This is a genomic window from Cupriavidus necator A5-1, from assembly GCF_000744095.1.
GTDB classification, from domain to species: domain Bacteria; phylum Pseudomonadota; class Gammaproteobacteria; order Burkholderiales; family Burkholderiaceae; genus Cupriavidus; species Cupriavidus necator_A.
The window spans coordinates 1,975,679-1,994,368 of the sequence record NZ_JQLI01000001.1; the positions used below are offsets into that span (position 1 = coordinate 1,975,679).

General features: G+C 65.4%; 16 protein-coding genes. 14 read left to right on the forward strand and 2 right to left on the reverse strand.

What is annotated here, in order from left to right; genetic code table 11:
• Window positions 1–21 precede the first annotated feature (21 nt).
• The 11 genes from K307_RS08745 to K307_RS08795 all read left to right on the forward strand — a co-directional run bounded on the left by K307_RS08745 (window position 22) and on the right by K307_RS08795 (window position 9,603).
• Entirely contained in the window at window positions 22–966 is a 945-nt protein-coding gene (locus tag K307_RS08745; RefSeq protein WP_042877606.1) for a catechol 2,3-dioxygenase, read from the forward strand.
• A gap of 41 nt (window positions 967–1,007) precedes the next feature.
• A complete protein-coding gene (locus tag K307_RS08750) occupies window positions 1,008–2,519 on the forward strand; it encodes a 2-hydroxymuconic semialdehyde dehydrogenase (protein WP_196251534.1) in 1,512 nt (503 codons plus the stop codon).
• Window positions 2,520–2,539: 20 nt separating this feature from the next.
• Entirely contained in the window at window positions 2,540–3,322 is a 783-nt protein-coding gene (dmpE, locus tag K307_RS08755; protein WP_042877607.1) for a 2-oxopent-4-enoate hydratase, read from the forward strand.
• A 46-nt stretch (window positions 3,323–3,368) separates the two neighbouring features.
• On the forward strand, window positions 3,369–4,292 hold the full coding sequence (locus K307_RS08760) for an acetaldehyde dehydrogenase (acetylating) (protein WP_042877608.1): 924 nt from the start codon (window positions 3,369–3,371) through the stop codon (window positions 4,290–4,292).
• Window positions 4,293–4,339: 47 nt separating this feature from the next.
• On the forward strand, window positions 4,340–5,389 hold the full coding sequence (dmpG, locus tag K307_RS08765; RefSeq protein WP_042877609.1) for a 4-hydroxy-2-oxovalerate aldolase: 1,050 nt from the start codon (window positions 4,340–4,342) through the stop codon (window positions 5,387–5,389).
• On the forward strand, window positions 5,386–6,174 hold the full coding sequence (gene dmpH / locus K307_RS08770) for a 2-oxo-3-hexenedioate decarboxylase (protein WP_042877610.1): 789 nt from the start codon (window positions 5,386–5,388) through the stop codon (window positions 6,172–6,174). The genes dmpG and dmpH overlap by 4 nt, the downstream gene beginning before the upstream one ends.
• Window positions 6,175–6,187: 13 nt before the next feature.
• Complete coding sequence (locus tag K307_RS08775; RefSeq protein ID WP_042877611.1) at window positions 6,188–6,379, forward strand: 2-hydroxymuconate tautomerase; 192 nt, start codon at window positions 6,188–6,190, stop codon at window positions 6,377–6,379.
• 36 nt (window positions 6,380–6,415) lie between these two features.
• A complete protein-coding gene (locus K307_RS08780) occupies window positions 6,416–7,261 on the forward strand; it encodes an alpha/beta fold hydrolase (protein WP_042877612.1) in 846 nt (281 codons plus the stop codon).
• A gap of 218 nt (window positions 7,262–7,479) precedes the next feature.
• On the forward strand, window positions 7,480–7,911 hold the full coding sequence (locus K307_RS08785) for a universal stress protein (RefSeq protein ID WP_042877613.1): 432 nt from the start codon (window positions 7,480–7,482) through the stop codon (window positions 7,909–7,911).
• A gap of 178 nt (window positions 7,912–8,089) precedes the next feature.
• Window positions 8,090–8,551: a ferritin-like domain-containing protein gene (locus tag K307_RS08790; protein WP_042877614.1), complete on the forward strand. Its 462-nt coding sequence runs from the start codon at window positions 8,090–8,092 to the stop codon at window positions 8,549–8,551.
• Between the two features lie 587 nt (window positions 8,552–9,138).
• On the forward strand, window positions 9,139–9,603 hold the full coding sequence (locus K307_RS08795; protein ID WP_196251535.1) for a hypothetical protein: 465 nt from the start codon (window positions 9,139–9,141) through the stop codon (window positions 9,601–9,603).
• A gap of 68 nt (window positions 9,604–9,671) precedes the next feature.
• Here K307_RS08795 and K307_RS08800 read toward each other — a convergent pair whose 3' ends face one another.
• Entirely contained in the window at window positions 9,672–11,645 is a 1,974-nt protein-coding gene (locus K307_RS08800; protein WP_042877615.1) for an aconitase family protein, read from the reverse strand.
• 181 nt (window positions 11,646–11,826) lie between these two features.
• Here K307_RS08800 and K307_RS08805 point away from each other — a divergent pair, with 181 nt between their 5' ends.
• Both K307_RS08805 and K307_RS08810 read left to right on the forward strand, forming a co-directional pair.
• On the forward strand, window positions 11,827–12,738 hold the full coding sequence (locus K307_RS08805; RefSeq protein ID WP_042877616.1) for a LysR family transcriptional regulator: 912 nt from the start codon (window positions 11,827–11,829) through the stop codon (window positions 12,736–12,738).
• A gap of 107 nt (window positions 12,739–12,845) precedes the next feature.
• Window positions 12,846–13,838: a Bug family tripartite tricarboxylate transporter substrate binding protein gene (locus tag K307_RS08810; RefSeq protein WP_042877617.1), complete on the forward strand. Its 993-nt coding sequence runs from the start codon at window positions 12,846–12,848 to the stop codon at window positions 13,836–13,838.
• 19 nt (window positions 13,839–13,857) lie between these two features.
• On the opposite strand, the gene K307_RS08815 is transcribed toward K307_RS08810, so the two are convergent.
• Window positions 13,858–14,736 (reverse strand): LysR substrate-binding domain-containing protein, encoded by an 879-nt coding sequence (locus K307_RS08815; RefSeq protein WP_042881671.1) that lies wholly within the window; start codon window positions 14,734–14,736, stop codon window positions 13,858–13,860.
• Between the two features lie 207 nt (window positions 14,737–14,943).
• On the opposite strand from K307_RS08815, the gene K307_RS08820 reads away from it, so the two are divergent.
• Complete coding sequence (locus K307_RS08820; RefSeq protein WP_042877618.1) at window positions 14,944–18,534, forward strand: indolepyruvate ferredoxin oxidoreductase family protein; 3,591 nt, start codon at window positions 14,944–14,946, stop codon at window positions 18,532–18,534.
• Window positions 18,535–18,690 lie beyond the last annotated feature (156 nt).

Here is an 18,690-nt window from a genome sequence, read left to right on the forward strand (position 1 = left end):
AACATCAATAGGAGACACATCATGGGTGTAATGCGGATAGGCCATGCCAACCTTAAAGTCATGGACATGGAAGCGGCCCTGCGCCACTACGTGCGGGTGCTGGGCATGAAAGAGGTGATGCGTGACGCGGAAGGCAACGTCTACCTGAAATGCTGGGACGAGTGGGACAAGTACTCGCTCATCCTGACCCCGTCCGACGAGGCAGGGCTCAGGCACGTTGCCTACAAGGTCGAGCACGATGCCGACCTGGACACGCTGCGCGCGCGCATCGTCGCCTACGGCATCTCCACCGAGATGCTGCCGGCAGGCGCGCTGCCCGCCGTCGGCCGCCAGCTGCTGTTTGCCTTGCCGAGCGGGCACGAGATGCGCCTCTATGCGCAGAAGGAACAGGTCGGCACCGACGTCGGTTCGCTGAACCCGGACCCCTGGCCGGACGACAAGCAGGGTTCCGGCGTGCATTGGCTCGACCACTGCCTGCTGATGTGCGAGTTGAACCCGGAGACCGGCGTCAACCGCGTGGCCGAGAACGCCCGCTTCATGAAGGAATGCCTGGACTTCCACCTTGGCGAGCAGGTCATGGCCGGCCCGGACCACTCCATCCAGGCGGCAGCCTTCATGTTCCGCAGCTCCACCCCGCACGACATCGCCTTCGTCGGCGGCCCGGGCAACGGCCTGCACCACATCGCCTTCTTCCTCGACGACTGGGCCGACGTGCTCAAGTCCGCCGACGTGATGGCCAAGAACAAGGTCAAGATCGACGTCGCGCCGACGCGCCACGGCATTACGCGCGGCACCACCATCTACTTCTTCGACCCGAGCGGCAACCGCAACGAGACCTTCGCCGGGCTTGGCTACCTCGCCCAGCCCGACCGCCCGGTCACGACGTGGACCGAGGACGAGATCGGGCGGGCGATCTTCTTCCACTCGGGCGAGCTGAACGAGGCCTTCACCACGGTCTACACCTGATCGCGCAACCTCTTTCCAATCAGACCACCGTGGAGACCATCATGTACGACACAACACCGATCGCTGCCAGGAGCGGCCAGTCCGCTATCCGGCCCGCCGTGCGGCAGATCCTCAACTTCATCGACGGCGAGTACCAGGGCACGGGCAACTGGTTCGACAAGCACTCGCCACTCGACAACCGGCTGATCGCACGCGTCGCCGAGGCCGGGCGCGCCGAAGTCGACGCCGCCGTGCAGGCCGCGCGGGCGGCGCTGTCCGGCCCGTGGGGCGGCCTGACGGTCGCGCAGCGCGTCGAGATCCTCTATGCCGTGGCCGACGGTATCGAGCGCCGCTTCGACGATTTCCTGGAAGCGGAAGTCGCCGATACCGGCAAGCCGGTCAGCCTGGCCCGGCATATCGATATCCCGCGTGGCGCGGCCAACTTCAAGGTGTTCGCCGACGTCGTCAAGAACGTGCCCGGCGAAAGCTTCGAGATGCCGACGCCGGATGGCGCGGGCGCGATCAACTACGCGATTCGCCGACCGGTCGGCGTGGTCGGCGTGATCTGCCCGTGGAACCTGCCGCTGCTCCTGATGACGTGGAAGGTCGGGCCGGCGCTGGCGTGCGGCAACACCGTTGTCGTCAAGCCATCGGAGGAAACGCCGCAGACAGCCGCGCTGCTGGGCGAGGTGATGAATGCCGCCGGCGTGCCGCGCGGCGTCTACAACGTCGTCCACGGCTTCGGCCCGCAGTCGGCGGGCGAATTCCTGACGACCCATCCCGGCGTCAACGCCATCACCTTTACCGGCGAGACCCGCACCGGCGCTGCCATCATGAAAGCCGCGGCCGACGGCGCCCGGCCAGTCAGCCTGGAGATGGGCGGCAAGAACGCCGCCATTGTCTTCGCCGACTGCGATTTCGATGCCGCGGTGGAAGGCACGCTGCGCTCGTGCTTCGCTAACTCCGGGCAGGTGTGCCTGGGCACCGAGCGCGTCTACGTCGAGCGCCCGCTGTTCGACCGCTTCGTCGCCGCGCTCAAGCAAGGCGCCGAGCGCCTGCGCCCCGGGCGGCCAGAAGCGGATGAGACCGGAATGGGCCCGCTGATCAGCCAGGAGCATCGCAACAAGGTGCTGTCCTACTACCGCAAGGCTGCCGAGCTTGGCGCAACGGTCATCACCGGCGGTGGCGTGCCGGACATGCCGGGCGGGTTGCGCGAAGGCGCGTGGGTCCAGCCGACCATCTGGACCGGGCTGGGCGACGACTCGCCCATCGCCCGCGAGGAAATCTTCGGCCCCTGCGCACTGGTGATGCCGTTCGACACCGAGGCCGAGGTCATCGGCCGCGCCAATGCCAACGAGTACGGCCTCGCCACCGCGATCTGGACGACCAACCTGGCGCGCGCCCATCGCGTCGCCGGTTCCATCGAAGTCGGCATCGCCTGGGTCAACTCATGGTTCCTGCGTGACCTGCGCACCGCGTTCGGCGGGGCCAAGCAGTCGGGCATCGGGCGCGAGGGCGGCGTGCATTCGCTCGAGTTCTACACCGAGCTGCGCAACGTCTGCATCAAGCTCTGATTCACTTCATCGGAACTTCCATGGACTCCACCCTGATTCAAGCGCTGGGCGACCGGCTTTACGACGCCATGGCCACGCGCCAGACGGTCGCGCCGCTGACTTCGCAGTTCGAAGACCTGTCGGTCGACGACGCCTACCGTATCCAGCAGCGCTTCGTGCAGCGCCGCCTCGACGCGGGCGAGACCGTCATCGGCAAGAAAATCGGCGTCACGTCCAAGGCCGTGATGGACATGCTCGGCGTCTACCAGCCTGACTTTGGCTACCTGCTGTCCGGCATGGCCCACGGCGAGGGCGAATGCATTCCGCTGGACACGCTGATCCAGCCCAAGGCCGAGGGCGAGATCGCCTTCATCCTCAAACGTGACCTGATCGGCCCTGGTGTGACCAACGCCATGGTGCTGGCCGCCACGGAATGCGTGATGCCGTGCTTCGAGATCGTCGATTCGCGCATCCGCGACTGGAAGATCAAGATCGGCGACACCGTTGCGGACAACGCCTCGTGCGGCGTCTTCGTGCTCGGCGACAAGGCGGTCAGTGCGCGCAATGTCGACCTGGCCACGTGCGGCATGGTCTTCGAGACGAACGGCGAAGTGATCGGCACCGGCGCCGGTGCGGCCGCGCTGGGCTCGCCGGTGAACGCGGTGGCATGGCTGGCCAACACGCTCGGCCGGCTCGGCATCCCGCTGAAGGCGGGCGAGGTGATCCTGTCGGGCGCGCTGGCGGCGATGGCGCCGGTCGCGGCGGGCGACAGCTTCCGCGTCTCGATCGGCGGGATAGGCGCGTGCTCGGTGCGCTTCGCCTGAAGCGCCGGCGGATTCATCGACAAACAAAAGACAGAAGGACATTCCCATGACCAAAAGAATCCGTTGCGCGCTGATCGGCCCCGGAAATATCGGCACAGACCTGCTCGCCAAGCTGATGCGCAGCCCGGTGCTCGAACCCGTCTGGATGGTCGGCATCGACCCGGAGTCCGACGGCCTGAAGCGCGCCCGCGAGCTTGGCCTGAAGACCACCGCCGAAGGCGTCGACGGCCTGGTGCCGCATGTGATCGCCGACAACGTGCAGATCGCCTTCGACGCGACCAGCGCCTACGTCCATGCTGAAAACAGCCGCAAGCTGAACGCCCTCGGCGTGATGATGATCGACCTCACGCCGGCCGCCATCGGGCCGTATTGCGTGCCGCCGGTCAACCTGAAGGAACACCTCGGCTCGCGCGAGATGAACGTCAACATGGTCACCTGCGGCGGCCAGGCCACGATCCCGATCGTCCACGCGATCTCGCGCGTGCAGCCGGTGGCATACGGGGAGATCGTGGCGACGGTGTCGTCGCGCTCGGTCGGCCCGGGCACGCGCAAGAACATCGACGAGTTCACGCGGACCACGGCAGCAGCGGTGAAGGAGGTGGGCGGCGCGAAGGAGGGCAAGGCCATCATCGTGATCAACCCGGCCGAGCCGCCGCTGATCATGCGCGACACGGTGCACTGCCTGACCGAAGTCGATCCCGACCAGCAGCGCATCGTCGCTTCCGTGAACGCGATGATCGCCGACGTGCAGCGCTACGTGCCGGGCTACAAGCTGGTCAACGGGCCGGTGTTCGACGGCAGGCGCGTGTCGGTCTATCTGGAAGTGGAAGGGCTGGGCGACTACCTGCCGCGCTATGCCGGCAACCTGGACATCATGACGGCCGCCGCCGCGCGCACCGCCGAGATGTTCGCCGAGGAACTGCTGGCGGGCCGCATTGCGCTGGCCCCGGCAGAGGCAACCGCCGGCTGACTGGCCGACGCGCCACATCCCAACGATCGCACCAACAAGGAATGGCAATGACTCTCCAAGGCAAGCGAATCACCGTCCACGACATGACGCTGCGTGACGGCATGCACCCCAAGCGTCACCAGATGACGCTGGACCAGATGCGATCCATCGCGACCGGGCTGGACGCCGCCGGCGTGCCGCTGATCGAAGTGACTCACGGCGACGGGCTTGGCGGCTCGTCGGTCAATTACGGTTTCCCGGCGCACACCGACGCCGAATACCTCGGCGCGGTCATCCCGCTGTTGAAGCAGGCGAAGGTCTCCGCGCTGCTGCTGCCGGGCATCGGCACCATCGACCACCTAAGGCAGGCGCACGAACTGGGCGTCCATACCATTCGCGTGGCCACCCACTGTACCGAGGCGGACGTATCGGAGCAGCACATCACGCTGGCGCGCAAGCTCGGCATGGACACCGTGGGCTTCCTGATGATGAGCCACATGAACAGCCCGGAAGGGCTGGTCGCGCAGGCGAGGCTGATGGAAGGCTATGGCGCCAACTGCCTCTACATCACCGACTCGGCCGGCTACATGCTGCCCGACGACGTGAAGGCGCGTATCAGTGCCGTGCGCGCGGCGCTGCGGCCCGAGACCGAGCTGGGCTTCCACGGCCACCACAACCTGGCGATGGGCATCGCCAACTCCCTCGCGGCCGTCGAAGCCGGCGCCAACCGGATCGACGGCGCGGCGGCCGGGCTGGGCGCCGGCGCGGGCAATACGCCGCTGGAGGTCTTCGTCGCGGTCTGCGACCGGATGGGCATCGAGACGGGCGTCGACCTGTGGAAGATCCAGGACATCGCCGAGGACCTGGTCGTGCCGATGATGGATTTCCCGATCCGCGTCGACCGCGATGCGCTGACGCTGGGCTACGCCGGCGTCTACGGCTCGTTCCTGCTGTTTGCCAAGCGCGCCGGCGAGAAATACGGCGTGCCGGCGCGCGACATTTTGGTCGAACTCGGCCGGCGCGGCATGGTGGGCGGCCAGGAAGACATGATTGAAGACACCGCGTTGACGCTCGCCAGGCAGCGCCAGGCGGCCACGGCACAGAAGGAGGCAGCATGAACCTGTCGACCGATACCATCGCGGCGCTGGCGGCGCACCTCGAGGATTGCGTGCGCGAGGTTCGCGATACACCCAAGATCACGGACGCCCATCCGGAGATGGACTGGGAGGACGCCTACGCGGTCCAGGACGCCATCCGCGACCGCCTGCTGGAACGTGGCGCCCGCATCGTCGGCTACAAGGCGGGGCTGACGTCGCACGCCAAGATGCGGCAGATGAACGTGGATACGCCGGTGTTCGGCTTCCTCGTGGATACCTATGGCCTGCCGGACGGCGGCGAGTGCCGCACCGCTGAACTGATCCACCCCAAGGTCGAGCCCGAGATCGCCTTTGTGACCAAGACCGAGCTGAAGGGGCCCGGCTGCCATATCGGCGCAGTGCTGGCCGCCACCGATTTCATCGTGGCCGGCATCGAGCTGATCGACAGCCGCTATCGGGACTTCAAGTTCGACCTGAAGAGCGTGGTGGCCGACAACACCTCGGCGGCACGCTTCGTCGTCGGCGGCCAACCGCTCGCGGTGGAGGGCGTCGACCTGCGCACGCTCGGCATCGTGCTGGAGAAGAACGGGCGGGCCGCGGCATTCGGGGCCGGCGCGGCGGTGCTGGGGCATCCGGCCGCCGCGGTCGCGGCGCTGGCCAACCACCTTGGTGCCCGCGGCGAATCCATCCCGCCCGGCAGCCTGATCCTGTCGGGCGGCATCACTGAAGCGGTGGCCGTCGAGCCCGGCGACAACGTGACGTTGCGCGTGCAGGGCATGGGCTCGGTCAGCCTGCGCATTGTCTGACGAGGAGGCCATCATGCCGATCGCACACCTGTACATCCTCGAAGGCCGCGACGACGACAAGAAGGAGCGGCTGATCGCCGAGGTCACCGAAGCCATCCATCGCACGCTCGACGCGCCCGTCGAATCGGTACGCGTAATCATCACCGAGATGCCGAAGGCGCATTTCGGCATCGGTGGCCAGAGTGCAAAGCAGCGCGGGCGCTGAAGCCGGTGCCACGTCAACCTGTCAGAGGCAGTTCCCATGCAAACCAATCCGGAAACCGGCCGCCGGATCGCGGCCAATGGTATCGAGACCAATTACCACGACCTGGGCGACGGCCATCCCGTGCTGCTGATCCACGGCTCCGGGCCGGGCGTGACCGCCTATGCCAACTGGCGGCTGACCATGCCGGCGCTGGCGCAGCAATTCCGCGTGATCGCGCCGGACATGGCGGGCTTCGGCGAGACCGAGCGCCCGGCCGGCTATCGCTATTCGATGGACAACTGGGTCGCGCATGCGCTCGGGTTGCTGGATGCGCTCGATATCGAGCGCGCCCACGTGGTCGGCAACTCGTTCGGCGGCGCGCTGGCGCTGGCGCTGGCCATCCGGGCCCCCGAGCGCGTCGGCAAGCTGGTGCTGATGGGCAGCGCCGGCATGAAGTTCCCGCTGACGGAGGGGCTGGACGCGGTCTGGGGCTACACGCCGTCCATCGGGAACATGCGCGCGCTGCTCGATATCTTCGCCTTCGACCGCACGCTGGTGAACGACGACCTGGCGAAGCTGCGCTATGAAGCCAGCATCCGCCCCGGCTACCAGGAGGCCTTCGCCAATATGTTCCCCGCGCCGCGCCAGCGCTGGGTCGATGCGCTGGCTAGCGACGAGGCACGCATTCGCGCGCTGCCGCACGACACGCTGATCGTCCACGGCCGCGATGACCGGGTGATCCCGCTGGCCAGCTCGCTGAAGCTGCTGGAACTGGTCCCGAAGTCGCAGTTGCACGCGTTCGGGGAGTGCGGCCACTGGACCCAGATCGAGCACGCGGAGCGATTCAACCGGCTGGTGATCGGGCATTTCAGCGAGTCGGCGGCCGGGCTGGTATCCGGGTAGGCGACACCCCCCGGCAGGTGTTCCGGGCGAAGCTGGTGCCCCCGTTCCGGGGAAGGGCGCCGACCGGCAACACCCCGGGCGGTCGGCGCGGGTGTTGCCGGTCGGCCTTGGCCGTGCCCTCGTCGTGTCTCCCGGAAGACGGATTTCTTGTCCATACTGAACTTGCCCGGCGGACAGGCTCGGCACCCTGTGAACAACAAGCCTATGGGAGAGAAACCGTGTTCAAGCACATTTTGCTGGCCACCGATGGCTCGGAACTTTCAAGATTGGCAATGACGGCGGCTATCGGCTTTGTCAAGGAAGGCGGCGCGAAGCTGACCGCCTACACGTGCATGGAGGAGTATCCCTACGTGTCGTCAGGCGATGCCGGCCATCCGAGGCGCAAGGCGTTCGAGGAACAGGAGGCCGCGCGCGCCAGCGCCCACCTGGCCGAGGTGGTCGCTGCAGCCGAGGCCGCGGGCGTCACGTGCGACACCGATATGACGACATCGGTACCCTACAAGGGGATCATCGATGCTGCCGACCGGCACGGGTGTGACGTGATCTTCATGGCGTCGCACGGCAGGCGGGGCCTGGAGGGCCTGCTGGTCGGCAGTGAAACGCAGAAAGTGCTTACCCACTGCCGGATTCCTGTCCTTGTCTATCGTTAAGGTGTTTGTGGCCGCGGACATTCTGGTCGCTCAATGAAGACGGATTGACGGGGATATCGCGCCCCCGTCGCCACCGCGAGTGCTCTTCAGAACACTCGCGTGAAAAGCCGCGCAGCTGCTTCCCAGCAGGTGGGCGAGTGCGACACCTATCGCAGAATGCGTCAGGGAGGAACCTGTCATGACCGAAATCGACAAGGACAAGGTCGTCGGCGTGCTGAATCGGATACTCGAAGCCGAACTCGCTGGTGTTGTGCGCTATACGCACTATTCGTTTCTGATCTTCGGTTTCGGCCGCATTCCCATCGTGTCATGGCTGCGCGAACAGGCGAACGAGTCGCTGTTGCATGCGCACCAGGCCGGGGAGTGGATCACGACCCTCGGCGCCTACCCTTCGCTTGGCCTCGGCGAACTCCTGGACAGCCACACGACCGATATCGGTACCATCCTGCGCGAGTCGCTGGCGACGGAAATGCAGGCCCTGGAGCTGTACCGCGAGCTGCTCACGCTGGTCGAGGACCGCTCCGTCGCCCTGGAGGAGTACGCGCGCCAGCTGATCCAGCTCGAAGAGCTGCATGCGGGCGAGGTCGAGAAGATGCTGCGCAAGCCCGGACAGGCGGCGGAGGCGCCGCGCAAGGGCTGACCCGGGCACATGGGTATTGCGCGGGGCTGCGCCAGGTTACACCCCGCGACGTTCAGGATTCGTTATAGCGGGCTACTGCTGCATCGACGATGGCGGCAGCCTGCCGATATCGATCTGCCCCGGCTGGCGAGGGGGCTTGCCCGGACCCTCATCGTGCATGGGCTTCGAGCGTTCCTGTCTTGCAGGCCTTTCAGGCGATTGCTTTGCCGGCGGCACTTCACGCATGTTCGGTGGCTCTCTTCGCGGTGCTTGATGTCTCATGATGCCCCCTCTGGTGTTGAGATGAGTACGCGGTGAAATATTGCACCGAACTCCATATGCAACCGTCGTGCCAACGCATACCCCTGCGTACCAAGGCTTCCAGGCCATCCAGGCTTTGCCGGAAGCAATGCCGGCGCGCAAATCTACCGATTTTGTAAGCCAGCAAGAACGCAAATCCTCGCTCCGGCGCCGTTGACGTTCCTCCCCTCATGGGCCCCGGGCTCATCAGGTCACGCGGCTGTGCCGGGCACGAAATCTGCACCACTGGTTCTCAGCGTGCAAAGGGCGGCCTGGCGCGCAAAGTATTTCCAATACGGAGGAGCACCATGGAAGAGATTGAAACCAGAAGCACGTACAACACCGGATTCGGATCGGTCCCGCAGCAGGAGCCCACTTTCGGCGAGCGGGCGTCTGGTGACACCAGCCGACGCCAGGAGGGTTCTTCTTCATCGTCGGCGAAATCTGCCGCCTCGCAGGAACTTGCGCGCGAACTTGACCGGCTGCTGGATCGCCTTCCCGGACTTTCCGGAGAAAGCCTCGAGCAGGCAAAAGCGGAGTTTGTCGAGCGCGCGGCAAAGTCCGGCCGTACCGCGGCGGAACTGGCTGCCAAGTCGGCGGACGTCGCCCGTCGCATGACCGGAATCGTCAAGAACGAGTGGGAGGTGGGGCGCGAGCGTGCGGAAACGCTTGTCCACGCCAATCCGATCTCCGCTGTCGGGGTGGCGCTTGGTGTCGGCGTGCTCCTGGGCGCGATACTGTTTGGCAGCTCGCGGCATGGCGGGGAGCTGTGAAGGGGTAAGCGCAGGACGCCAGGGCGCGCCTCGACAGGCCGCCCTGGTTCGCCCGCTATGTACGTAAGTTATCGTTGCGCCGCGTAGCGCTGCTGCAGTTCGTCAAACGATATCAATTGGCCGGCAATCGCACTGGCGGCAACGGTAGGCGGGCTGGCGAGCCAGACTTGCCCCGGTCCGGATCGACCCGGGAAGTTCCGGTTGATAGAGCTGACCGTCACCTGATCCGCGCTGACCGACGATCCAGGGCCGCAGTTGGCGCACGCACCGCAAGAGGGCTGCAATATGCGCGCGCCGACGGCGCTGAATGTCTCCACGTAGCCCTTGCGGATGCAATAGTCCCGGACGTCGGTGGTGCCGAACTGCAGGTAGAGGGTGACGTGAGGGGGGAGGCTCAACCCGTGCTCCACGGCCCAGTGCAGGACCTCGTGGTACAGGTCGAAGTCTTCCCGCTTGCCCGCGGTGCAGGAGCCGCCGTAAGCGATATCCACCTGCACGCGCTGGTCCAGCGTCGCCAACGGCAGGCCGTTGCCCGGATCGCCGGGGCGCGCCACCATGGGGCTGAGCGACCTGCAGTCGATCTCGAGCGTGGCCGCAAAGACGGCATCCTCGTCGCTTCGCATCCATGGCTCGACCACGAAATCGATACCACGTCGCTCCTTGAGGAAGCGGACTGTCTCCGCATCCGGCGCGACAATGCCGGTAAAGCCCCCCAGCTCGGCGCACATATTTGTCAAGGTCGCGCGCTCGTCGATGGACATCGCGCGGACAACGGGGCCGGTGAACTCGAACACCTTGCCGACCCCGGCGCCTGACTTGATCTCGTCTTGCGCCAGCAGATGAAGCACGACGTCCTTTGCCGTGACGCCAGGCACCAGGGCACCGTGAAGGTTGACCCGGATGCATTGCGGCATCGTCATGCGGACCGCGCCCGTCACGAACGCATTGGCCATGTCGGTCGTGCCGATACCGAAGGCCACGCACCCCAGCGCCCCGCTATGGGGAGTGTGCGAGTCGGTGCCCACAATGACCTGCCCTGGCAGGGCATAGCGTTCCGCCATCATCGCGTGGGAGATCCCGGCGACATTGCTGCCGTCATCGCTGCGGGCCTCGCCCTCGGTCAGGGTCCGGTGGCATCGGAGGTGATAGTCGCGAACGAAGTCTCGTTGCGCTGCGCACATCCTGGCGACGTTATCCACCAGGCCGCCACGCACATGCGCAGGACTTTCCGTGACGTAGGAAGTGTGATCCTCGAAGACGACAATATGGTCGGCGTCCCTGAGTTGAAGCGGCTTGCCGAAGGTGGCGTGCAGCATGTGGGCGCACATGCCGGTGTAGTACTCGTGAATGAATCTCCAGTCGGCGCGCACGAATACGCCGTCGCCCGGATTGGGCTCTGCCGGCGTGACAGGCGTCGCGAGCAGATGCCGGTGGATGATTTTCTCGAACAGGGTGCGCGGCCCAGCGGGCATGGCCGGGGTCGCTTCACCCACCTGGCTGAGGTATTTCTGCCCGAACTTCATAAGCCCGCCATTCAGCAGGACGGATGCGGCCAGTGCGTCGCGCCCGGCCACGAGTGTGTCCAGCTCGATGGGCTCGCCTTTCTGCAGCCGGGGAATCAGACTGAAATCCGTCGAGGTGAACAGGCCGATGTTGTCGGCGTTCTGGCGGTAGATGCGCTCGAAGCTCCTGGCGATGACCAGGCGGATGCCGGCAAGCTTCTCTGCTGCGGGACTGTGTTCGCGCGAGGATCCCTTCCCATAGCGGTTGCCAGCGACCGTCACTGAAAAGCCTCCCTCGCGAATCGCGTTGGCCGCGAGCGGGAGTGTGCCCTCGACCTTGTAGCCCGTATAAGGGTAGCGGCCGAGCGCATCGTCATAGTGCGTCAGGATCGGTACGGGCGTGATTTCGTCCGTGGAGACGTCGTCTCGCAGGGGACCCGCTTCCGCCAGGGTCACCGCATGGCCTTGAAGCTGCCTCTCCATGACCGCCGCTGAGTCGGCAAGGAACAGAATGCGGCCTGACGGCTCAAGGGCGCTCATGCATGTCTCCGGTGGGGTTTTGCGGAACTTTACTTGCCGTCGAGCGAGACACGAAGCGCTGATGCGGCATTCCGGATATCCGCCGGCGAGATATCAGGGTAAACCCTTGCGTATCCAGTGCGCTGGCTCCGAGGTTAGTATCAGGCGACATTTCGGCTTCCTCGCATGGGTCTACTGAAGCATGCACCGCATCGATCCGGTCAACATTCAACTATTCCTGGCAGCCGCTCGCGAAGGCTCGATCAAGCGGGCGGCCGAAACCGAGCATATTGCCCAGTCGGCCCTGAGCCGGCGCATCGCCGAGCTGGAGCGCAGTTTGGGGGTGGTCCTGTTTGTGCGATCTCCCTCCGGCGTGGTCCTGACCGATGCGGGGGCGCGAGCGCTGGAGCTGGGCCGGAAGCTGAACGAGGATATCGCCAGCTTCGCGCGGGAGGTGCAAGACCTGGGCGACCAGGTTGCCGGCGTCGTGCGCCTGTCCGCGAGCCCGTCCGCCATCATCGGGTTCCTGCCGGAGCGGCTGCACGCGTTCAAGGCGGCGCACCCGCTGGTCGAGATCGCGCTCTACGAGCGGTCCACGGCAGAGACCATCCGCGCCTGCCTCGATGACCGTGTCGACATCGGTATCGGGGTCGCGGCCAAGACGCCAGCGGGCCTCGAATCCTGGCAGTTCGCCAGCGATCCGCTCAATGTCGTGATCCCGTCGTCGCATCCATCGGCCAGGCGCAAGCAGATACGTTATGCCGAAGTCCTGGAGCATCCGCTGGTCGTCGTTCAACCCGGCGGTGCGCTCGACCAGGAGCTGAGGGAGCAGGCGGCGAACCTGCGGCTGCCGTTCAACCAGAGCGTGGCGGTCTCCAGCTTTGAAGCGGCCTGCCGCATGGTGGAGGCGGGGCTGGGCATCGCCGTGCTGCCAGCCAGCGCAAGCGCCGCCTATGCCGGCACCCGGCGCTTCGTTCGCATTCCGCTGGATGAGCCATGGCGCGAGCGGCAGCTGCTGATCTATGCCCCTTACAAACAACCGCGGCTGCGGGCGATTGCAGCCCTGATCCGCGCGCTCCAGCCACAGGGGGCAGTGGACGGTATGCCAGGCTGAGATACCCGGTCCAGCGGATTAGCACTCTGTCACGACAGCGTGCAACACTAAACTCCGTCCCAAAGAGAGCACGGTCCCCAGTGCGACTCAATATACGGAGACAAGGAATGCCGACTTCGCTGTTTCGACAGGCGTGCAACGCGCTTGCCGCCCTGACAACCCTTGCCGTCTGCGGCGGCCTGAATGTACCCGCCCACGCGCAAGCCACGGATTCGAAGCCGCTCAGGCTCATTGTTCCGACCCAGCCAGGTTCGCAGGCCGACGCCGTGGCGCGCGCGCTGAGCCAGTCCCTTGGGAAGAATCTTGGGCACTCGGTGGTGGTCGAGAATATTGCCGGCGCCGGCGGTGTGCCAGGTACCCAGCAAATCGTCAGGGCGCCGAAAGACGGGTCGACCCTGGGCTTGATCTCGTCAAACCACGTCATCAACCCGTTTATCTACAAGAACCTGCCCTATGACTCGCTGAAGGACATTACCCCGATCACGGTCATCGGCACGCTGCCGCTGGTGCTTGTCGTCAATCCGGCGGTGAGTGCGAATACGGCAAAAGAGCTGATCGCCCTGCTGAAGTCGAAGCCGGGTGAGCTGAACTACGGCTCATCCGGGAACGGCACTGTCCTGCACCTGGCCGGGCAACTCTTTGCCAGTGAAGCGAAGGTCGATATCCGGCACGTGCCATACAAGGGGGCGGGCAACTACACCACCGACCTGATCGGTGGTCAGGTACAACTCGGGTTTCTCACGGTGCAGGCCGTCTTGCCGCTGATCAAGGCCGGCAAGCTCAAGGCCATTGCCGTGTCCACCGCGCAGCGTGTCCCGACGCTGCCCGATGTGCCGACGCTTGCGGAGTCGGGGCTTCCCCGCTACAGCTTCGACGCGTGGCTCGCGATTGTCGGTCCTGCAGGGATGCCGAAGCAGAGCGTATCGGAGCTGCAGTCGAAGATCAAAGCCACGCTGCAGGAGCGCGACGTCCAGGAACACCTGGCGGGGCAAGGCGTGGTCGTGACCGCAACCGGTGCCGAGGCGGCAGTGCCGTTCTTCAAGAGCGAGCTGGACAAGCACGCGCGGATCGTGAAGCAGGCAGGCGCCACGCTGAACTGAGACGCTTGGCGACCCGGCCTCAACGACCGCATGCGTAAATCAGGAAGTCCCGCAGCGCCGCCGCCGCGGGGCTCAGTTCCGCATCCTTGCGCCAGAGCAAGCCAACTTCCATGTCCGGGATGGCCGCGGACAGCGGCCTGGCTTCGATCTCCTTGCCTTCCAGGGACCACGGACGGAACACCATATCCGACAGTACCGTAATCCCGAAGCCATGCGCGACGAGGCCGCGCAGGGCCTCCATCGACGTGGTGCGGAATGCCACGTTCGGGGCCAGCCGCTTCGACCGCCAGTACCGCAACGTGGAGGCCTCGCCTTCGTCGACCGTCAGCAGGATGTACGGAAACTCCGCGACCTGCCGCAGTGATGGTGCGTCCCCCGCAAGCAGCGGATGCCCCGGTGCCGCCCACAGCTGGCGGCGCGACCGGATCAACGAGCGATGGGAAAACCGCGCCACGTCCGGGACATTCGACAGTAGCACGATGCCGAGTTCGATGTCACCGCCGAGGATGCCTTCCTCGATGTCGGCGCGATGGAGGTCGCGCAGGTCCAGGTCTACGTTGGGGTAATGGTTCCGGAACCGCCCCAGCAGTCCGGGCAGGAAGTACCCCAGCACCGTATAGGTGGCGGCGATCCTGACGCTGCCCGCCATCCTGTCCAGCCTGATGCGCGGCTGCCTGAGCGCATCGTCGACGGACTCAAGGATGCGCGTGACGTGCTGGTAGAGGTGATTGCCTTCGGCCGTCAGCGCCACGCCGTGTGGCAGCCGGTCGAACAGGCGCACGCCAAGCAGCTGCTCCAGCGCAAGCACGGCATTGGTAATGGCCGACTGCGACACATGCTCTTCCGTGGCAGCCATGGAGAACTGCCCCGTCGCGGCGGCGGCGCGGAAGTAGCGCATCTGCCGCAGCGTGATCTCCTTTGCCGCTGGCAATGCACTTTCCGGGGCTGGTTTTTTCCGGCTGCCGGAGCGGGGATCGCGCTTTGGCGTAGACATATGGAAATCGGATACCTGTTGTCTGAAATTGTGATTTTACGATAGGTCAGACGCTTTCTACACTGGCTCGACATATTCATAAAAGCAGCTGCGCCACCGGAGACCACGTCTGTGAACAGTCCTCTTTCCCCCGAATCCAAGCAGGCGTTGATCGATACCCTCGCCGAGGCAAGCCTGGACGACAAATACACGCTGCCCAAGGGCCGCGTGTACCTCAGCGGAACCCAGGCGCTGGTGCGTTTGCCGCTGCTGCAGAAGGAACGCGATCGCGCGGCGGGGCTCAATACTGCCGGCTATATCTCAGGCTATCGTGGGTCGCCGCTGGGCGCCCTCGACATGGCGCTATGGAAGGCCAAGCAGCATCTTGCCGGCAGCGACGTGGTGTTCCAGCCGGGCATCAACGAAGACCTGGCTGCCACCGCGGTCTGGGGCACGCAGCAGCTGAACCTGTTTCCCGACGCCACCCGCGACGGCGTCTTCTCGATGTGGTACGGCAAGGGGCCGGGTGTGGACCGGTCGATGGACGTGCTGAAGCACGCCAATGCCGCGGGCTCGGCGGAGCACGGCGGCGTCCTCGTGCTCGCGGGAGACGACCATGCCGCGAAGTCGTCGTCGGTTGCGCACCAGTCCGAGCACGTGCTGCTGTCGGCTGGCATTCCCGTTCTCTATCCTTCCACCGTGCAGGAGTATCTGGACTATGGCCTGCACGGCTGGGCGATGAGCCGCTACTCCGGCCTGTGGGTGGCGATGAAGTGCGTGACCGATATCGTCGAATCGACTTCCTCGGTCGAGATCGACCCAGACCGGGTCCAGGTGGTGCTGCCGACCGATTTCTCCATGCCGGCAGAGGGCCTGAACATCCGCTGGCCGGATTCCCCGCTGGCACAGGAAGCCAGGCTGCTGGACCACAAGCTGTACGCGGCGCTGGCCTATATCCGCGCGAACAAGCTGAACCAGGTTGTGCTGGACCCGGACAAGCCCCGCTTCGGCATCATGGCCGCAGGCAAGGCGTATCTCGACGTTCGCCAGGCATTGCTTGATCTCGGCCTGGATGACGATACCTGCCGCCAGCTCGGCATCAGGCTGTTCAAGGTCGGCTGCGTCTGGCCGCTCGATGCCCAGGATGCGCGCGAGTTTGCGACCGGGCTGGAAGAGATCCTGGTTGTCGAGGAGAAGCGCCAGATTCTCGAGTACGCCCTCAAGGAGGAGCTGTACAACTGGCGCGAGGACGTGCGCCCCAAGATCTTCGGCAAATTCGACGAACGGGACAACCAGGGCGGGGAGTGGTCGGTGCCGCAAGGCCAGTGGCTGCTGCCCGCTCACTATGAGCTGTCGCCGGCCCTGATCGCCAAGGCCATCGCCAGGCGCCTGGAAGGGTTCGAGATGCCGGCGGAAGTGCGCAGCCGGATCGCCTCGCGCATCGCCATCCTCCAGGAAAAGGAGCGGGAAGCGTCGCGGCCCCGGCTGGCGGTCGAGCGCAAGCCGTGGTTCTGTTCCGGCTGTCCGCACAATACGTCCACCCGTGTGCCGGAAGGCTCGCGCGCGATGGCCGGCATTGGCTGTCACTACATGGCGATGTGGATGGACCGGAATACCGACACCTTCAGCCAGATGGGCGGAGAGGGCGTGGCCTGGGTCGGCCAGATGCATTTCACCCGGGAGAAGCATGTCTTCGTCAATCTAGGTGATGGGACTTACTTCCATTCCGGCCTGCTGGCGATCCGTGCCGCCGTGGCGGCCAAGGCGACCATCACCTACAAGATCCTCTTTAACGACGCGGTCGCGATGACCGGCGGTCAGCCTGTCGACGGCGTCCTGACGGTGCCGCAGATCGCCCACCAGGTAAGGGCCGAATCGGTTCGGGAGATCGTTGTCGTGACCGACGAGCCGGAGAAGTATGGCAACGGCGAGATGCTGCCGGCGGACGTCAAGGTATTGCATCGCGACGAGCTGGATGCGGTACAGCGCGGGCTGCGGGAGGTGGAGGGCGTCACGATCCTGATCTACGATCAGACATGCGCCACCGAAAAACGCCGTCGACGGAAGCAGGGCAAGTACCCGGATCCCGCACGGCGGGCGTTTATCAACGATGCCGTTTGCGAAGGGTGCGGCGACTGCTCGGTCAAGTCGAACTGCCTGTCGGTCGAGCCGCTGGAAACGCCGGTGGGCACGAAGCGCGCCATCAACCAGTCGTCGTGCAACAAGGATTTCTCCTGCGTGAACGGCTTCTGCCCAAGCTTCGTGACGGCGGAAGGGGCGCAGCTGCGCAAGCCTGGCACGCTCGGCAAGGAAAGCGGCGGCGCGGGCGGTGAGCTCCCGCTTCCGCGGATCCCGGAGGTCAATGGTGCTTACGGGATCCTGGTGACGGGTGTCGGGGGTACTGGCGTGGTCACGATCGGCGGGCTGCTCGGGATGGCCGCTCACCTGGAACGCAAGGGCGTGACCGTGCTTGACATGGCCGGCCTTGCCCAGAAGGGTGGCGCCGTGCTCAGCCATGTCCAGATCGCCCGCACGCCTGACGCTCTGCATGCCACGCGCATCGCCACAGGCGAGGCAAGGCTGGTGATCGGTTGTGACGCGATCGTATCGGCATCCGCGGAAGTCCTGTCCAAGGTGCAGCATGGCCGGACCAGCGCCGCCATCAACAGTGCGCGCACGCCGACCGCCGAGTTTCTCTCCAACCCGAAATGGACGTTCCCCGGAACCTCCGCGGAGCAAGATATCAGGGGGAGCGTAGGGGATGCCTGCAAGTTCCTGGACGCCAACGACTGGGCCCTGACGCTGCTTGGCGATGCCATCTATTCCAACCCGCTGCTGCTGGGGTTTGCCTGGCAGCAGGGGTGGGTACCGCTGGTGCTGGAGAGCCTGATGCGCGCGATCGAGCTGAACGGCGTGTCTGTCGACAAGAACAAGCAGGCCTTCACCTGGGGGCGGATGCTCGCGCACCTGGGTGAAGAGCAGGTACGTGCGCAGGTTGGCACTGGGGCCCGACAGAAGGTGGTCGGCATTCCCGAAACGCTGGACGCGCTGGTTCGCCGGCGGCAAAGCCTTTTGACCGAGTACCAGAACGCTGCCTACGCAAGGACGTATCGCAACGCGGTCGACCGGATTCGCGAGACCGAGGACCGGCTCGCGAGCGGCCGTAAGCGGCCCCTGACCGAGGCGGTAGCGCGGAACCTGGCCAAGCTGATGGCCTACAAGGACGAGTACGAAGTGGCTCGCCTTTATGCGGATCCTGCATTCCAGGACAAGCTGCGTGCGCAGTTCGAAGGCGAGCCCGGCCGTGATTATCAGCTCAGCTTCTGGCTGGCGCCGCCAGCATTGAGCAGGGGCGCCCAGGGGCAGCCTCGAAAGAAGCGCTTTGGCCCGTCGACCATGACCTTGTTCAGGCTCCTCGCCCGGATGAAGTGGCTCCGCGGAACGAAGCTCGACCCGTTTGGCAGGACGGAGGAGCGTCGCGCGGAACGCAGGCTGGTGGATGAGTACCTGGCGCTGATTGAAGAGTTCACGCGCACGCTGTCCGCCGACCGACTGGACACCGCCATCCAGCTCGCGGGCCTCCCTGACGATATCCGTGGCTTTGGACACGTCAAGGAAGCGTCCATGCGGAAGGCGGCGGTGAGGCGCGCCGAACTGCTGGATCAGTATCGAACCGGCCGCGCGGCGGCAAGCGACAACGCGCAAGCAGTGCAGATGGCGTGAATGGCGAGGTGCCGGGGAATAGTCAGCCGCTTCACAGGATTCTCGGATAAGTGCGCCTGGCTCCGGGGGCGCGAGTCCCCGGAGCCCCTTCCTGTGTGGGCGTCAGGCCTTTCATGCAAGCGCCAACGTGGCGCTTGCATAGGGCTTACTGAGGCA

Excerpts from the sequence above, each read along its gene's own strand:
- K307_RS08745 (WP_042877606.1), top strand. The coding sequence starts at position 22 with ATGGGTGTAATGCGGATAGGCCATGCCAACCTTAAAGTCATGGACATG.
- K307_RS08800 (WP_042877615.1), bottom strand. The coding sequence starts at position 11,645 with ATGAGCGCCCTTGAGCCGTCAGGCCGCATTCTGTTCCTTGCCGACTCA.
- K307_RS08760 (WP_042877608.1), top strand. The coding sequence starts at position 3,369 with ATGACCAAAAGAATCCGTTGCGCGCTGATCGGCCCCGGAAATATCGGC.
- dmpE (WP_042877607.1), top strand. The coding sequence starts at position 2,540 with ATGGACTCCACCCTGATTCAAGCGCTGGGCGACCGGCTTTACGACGCC.
- K307_RS08750 (WP_196251534.1), top strand. The coding sequence starts at position 1,008 with ATGTACGACACAACACCGATCGCTGCCAGGAGCGGCCAGTCCGCTATC.
- K307_RS08815 (WP_042881671.1), bottom strand. The coding sequence starts at position 14,736 with ATGCGCTACTTCCGCGCCGCCGCCGCGACGGGGCAGTTCTCCATGGCT.
- K307_RS08780 (WP_042877612.1), top strand. The coding sequence starts at position 6,416 with ATGCAAACCAATCCGGAAACCGGCCGCCGGATCGCGGCCAATGGTATC.
- K307_RS08795 (WP_196251535.1), top strand. The coding sequence starts at position 9,139 with ATGGAAGAGATTGAAACCAGAAGCACGTACAACACCGGATTCGGATCG.
- K307_RS08775 (WP_042877611.1), top strand. The coding sequence starts at position 6,188 with ATGCCGATCGCACACCTGTACATCCTCGAAGGCCGCGACGACGACAAG.
- dmpH (WP_042877610.1), top strand. The coding sequence starts at position 5,386 with ATGAACCTGTCGACCGATACCATCGCGGCGCTGGCGGCGCACCTCGAG.
- K307_RS08810 (WP_042877617.1), top strand. The coding sequence starts at position 12,846 with ATGCCGACTTCGCTGTTTCGACAGGCGTGCAACGCGCTTGCCGCCCTG.
- K307_RS08790 (WP_042877614.1), top strand. The coding sequence starts at position 8,090 with ATGACCGAAATCGACAAGGACAAGGTCGTCGGCGTGCTGAATCGGATA.
- K307_RS08805 (WP_042877616.1), top strand. The coding sequence starts at position 11,827 with ATGCACCGCATCGATCCGGTCAACATTCAACTATTCCTGGCAGCCGCT.
- dmpG (WP_042877609.1), top strand. The coding sequence starts at position 4,340 with ATGACTCTCCAAGGCAAGCGAATCACCGTCCACGACATGACGCTGCGT.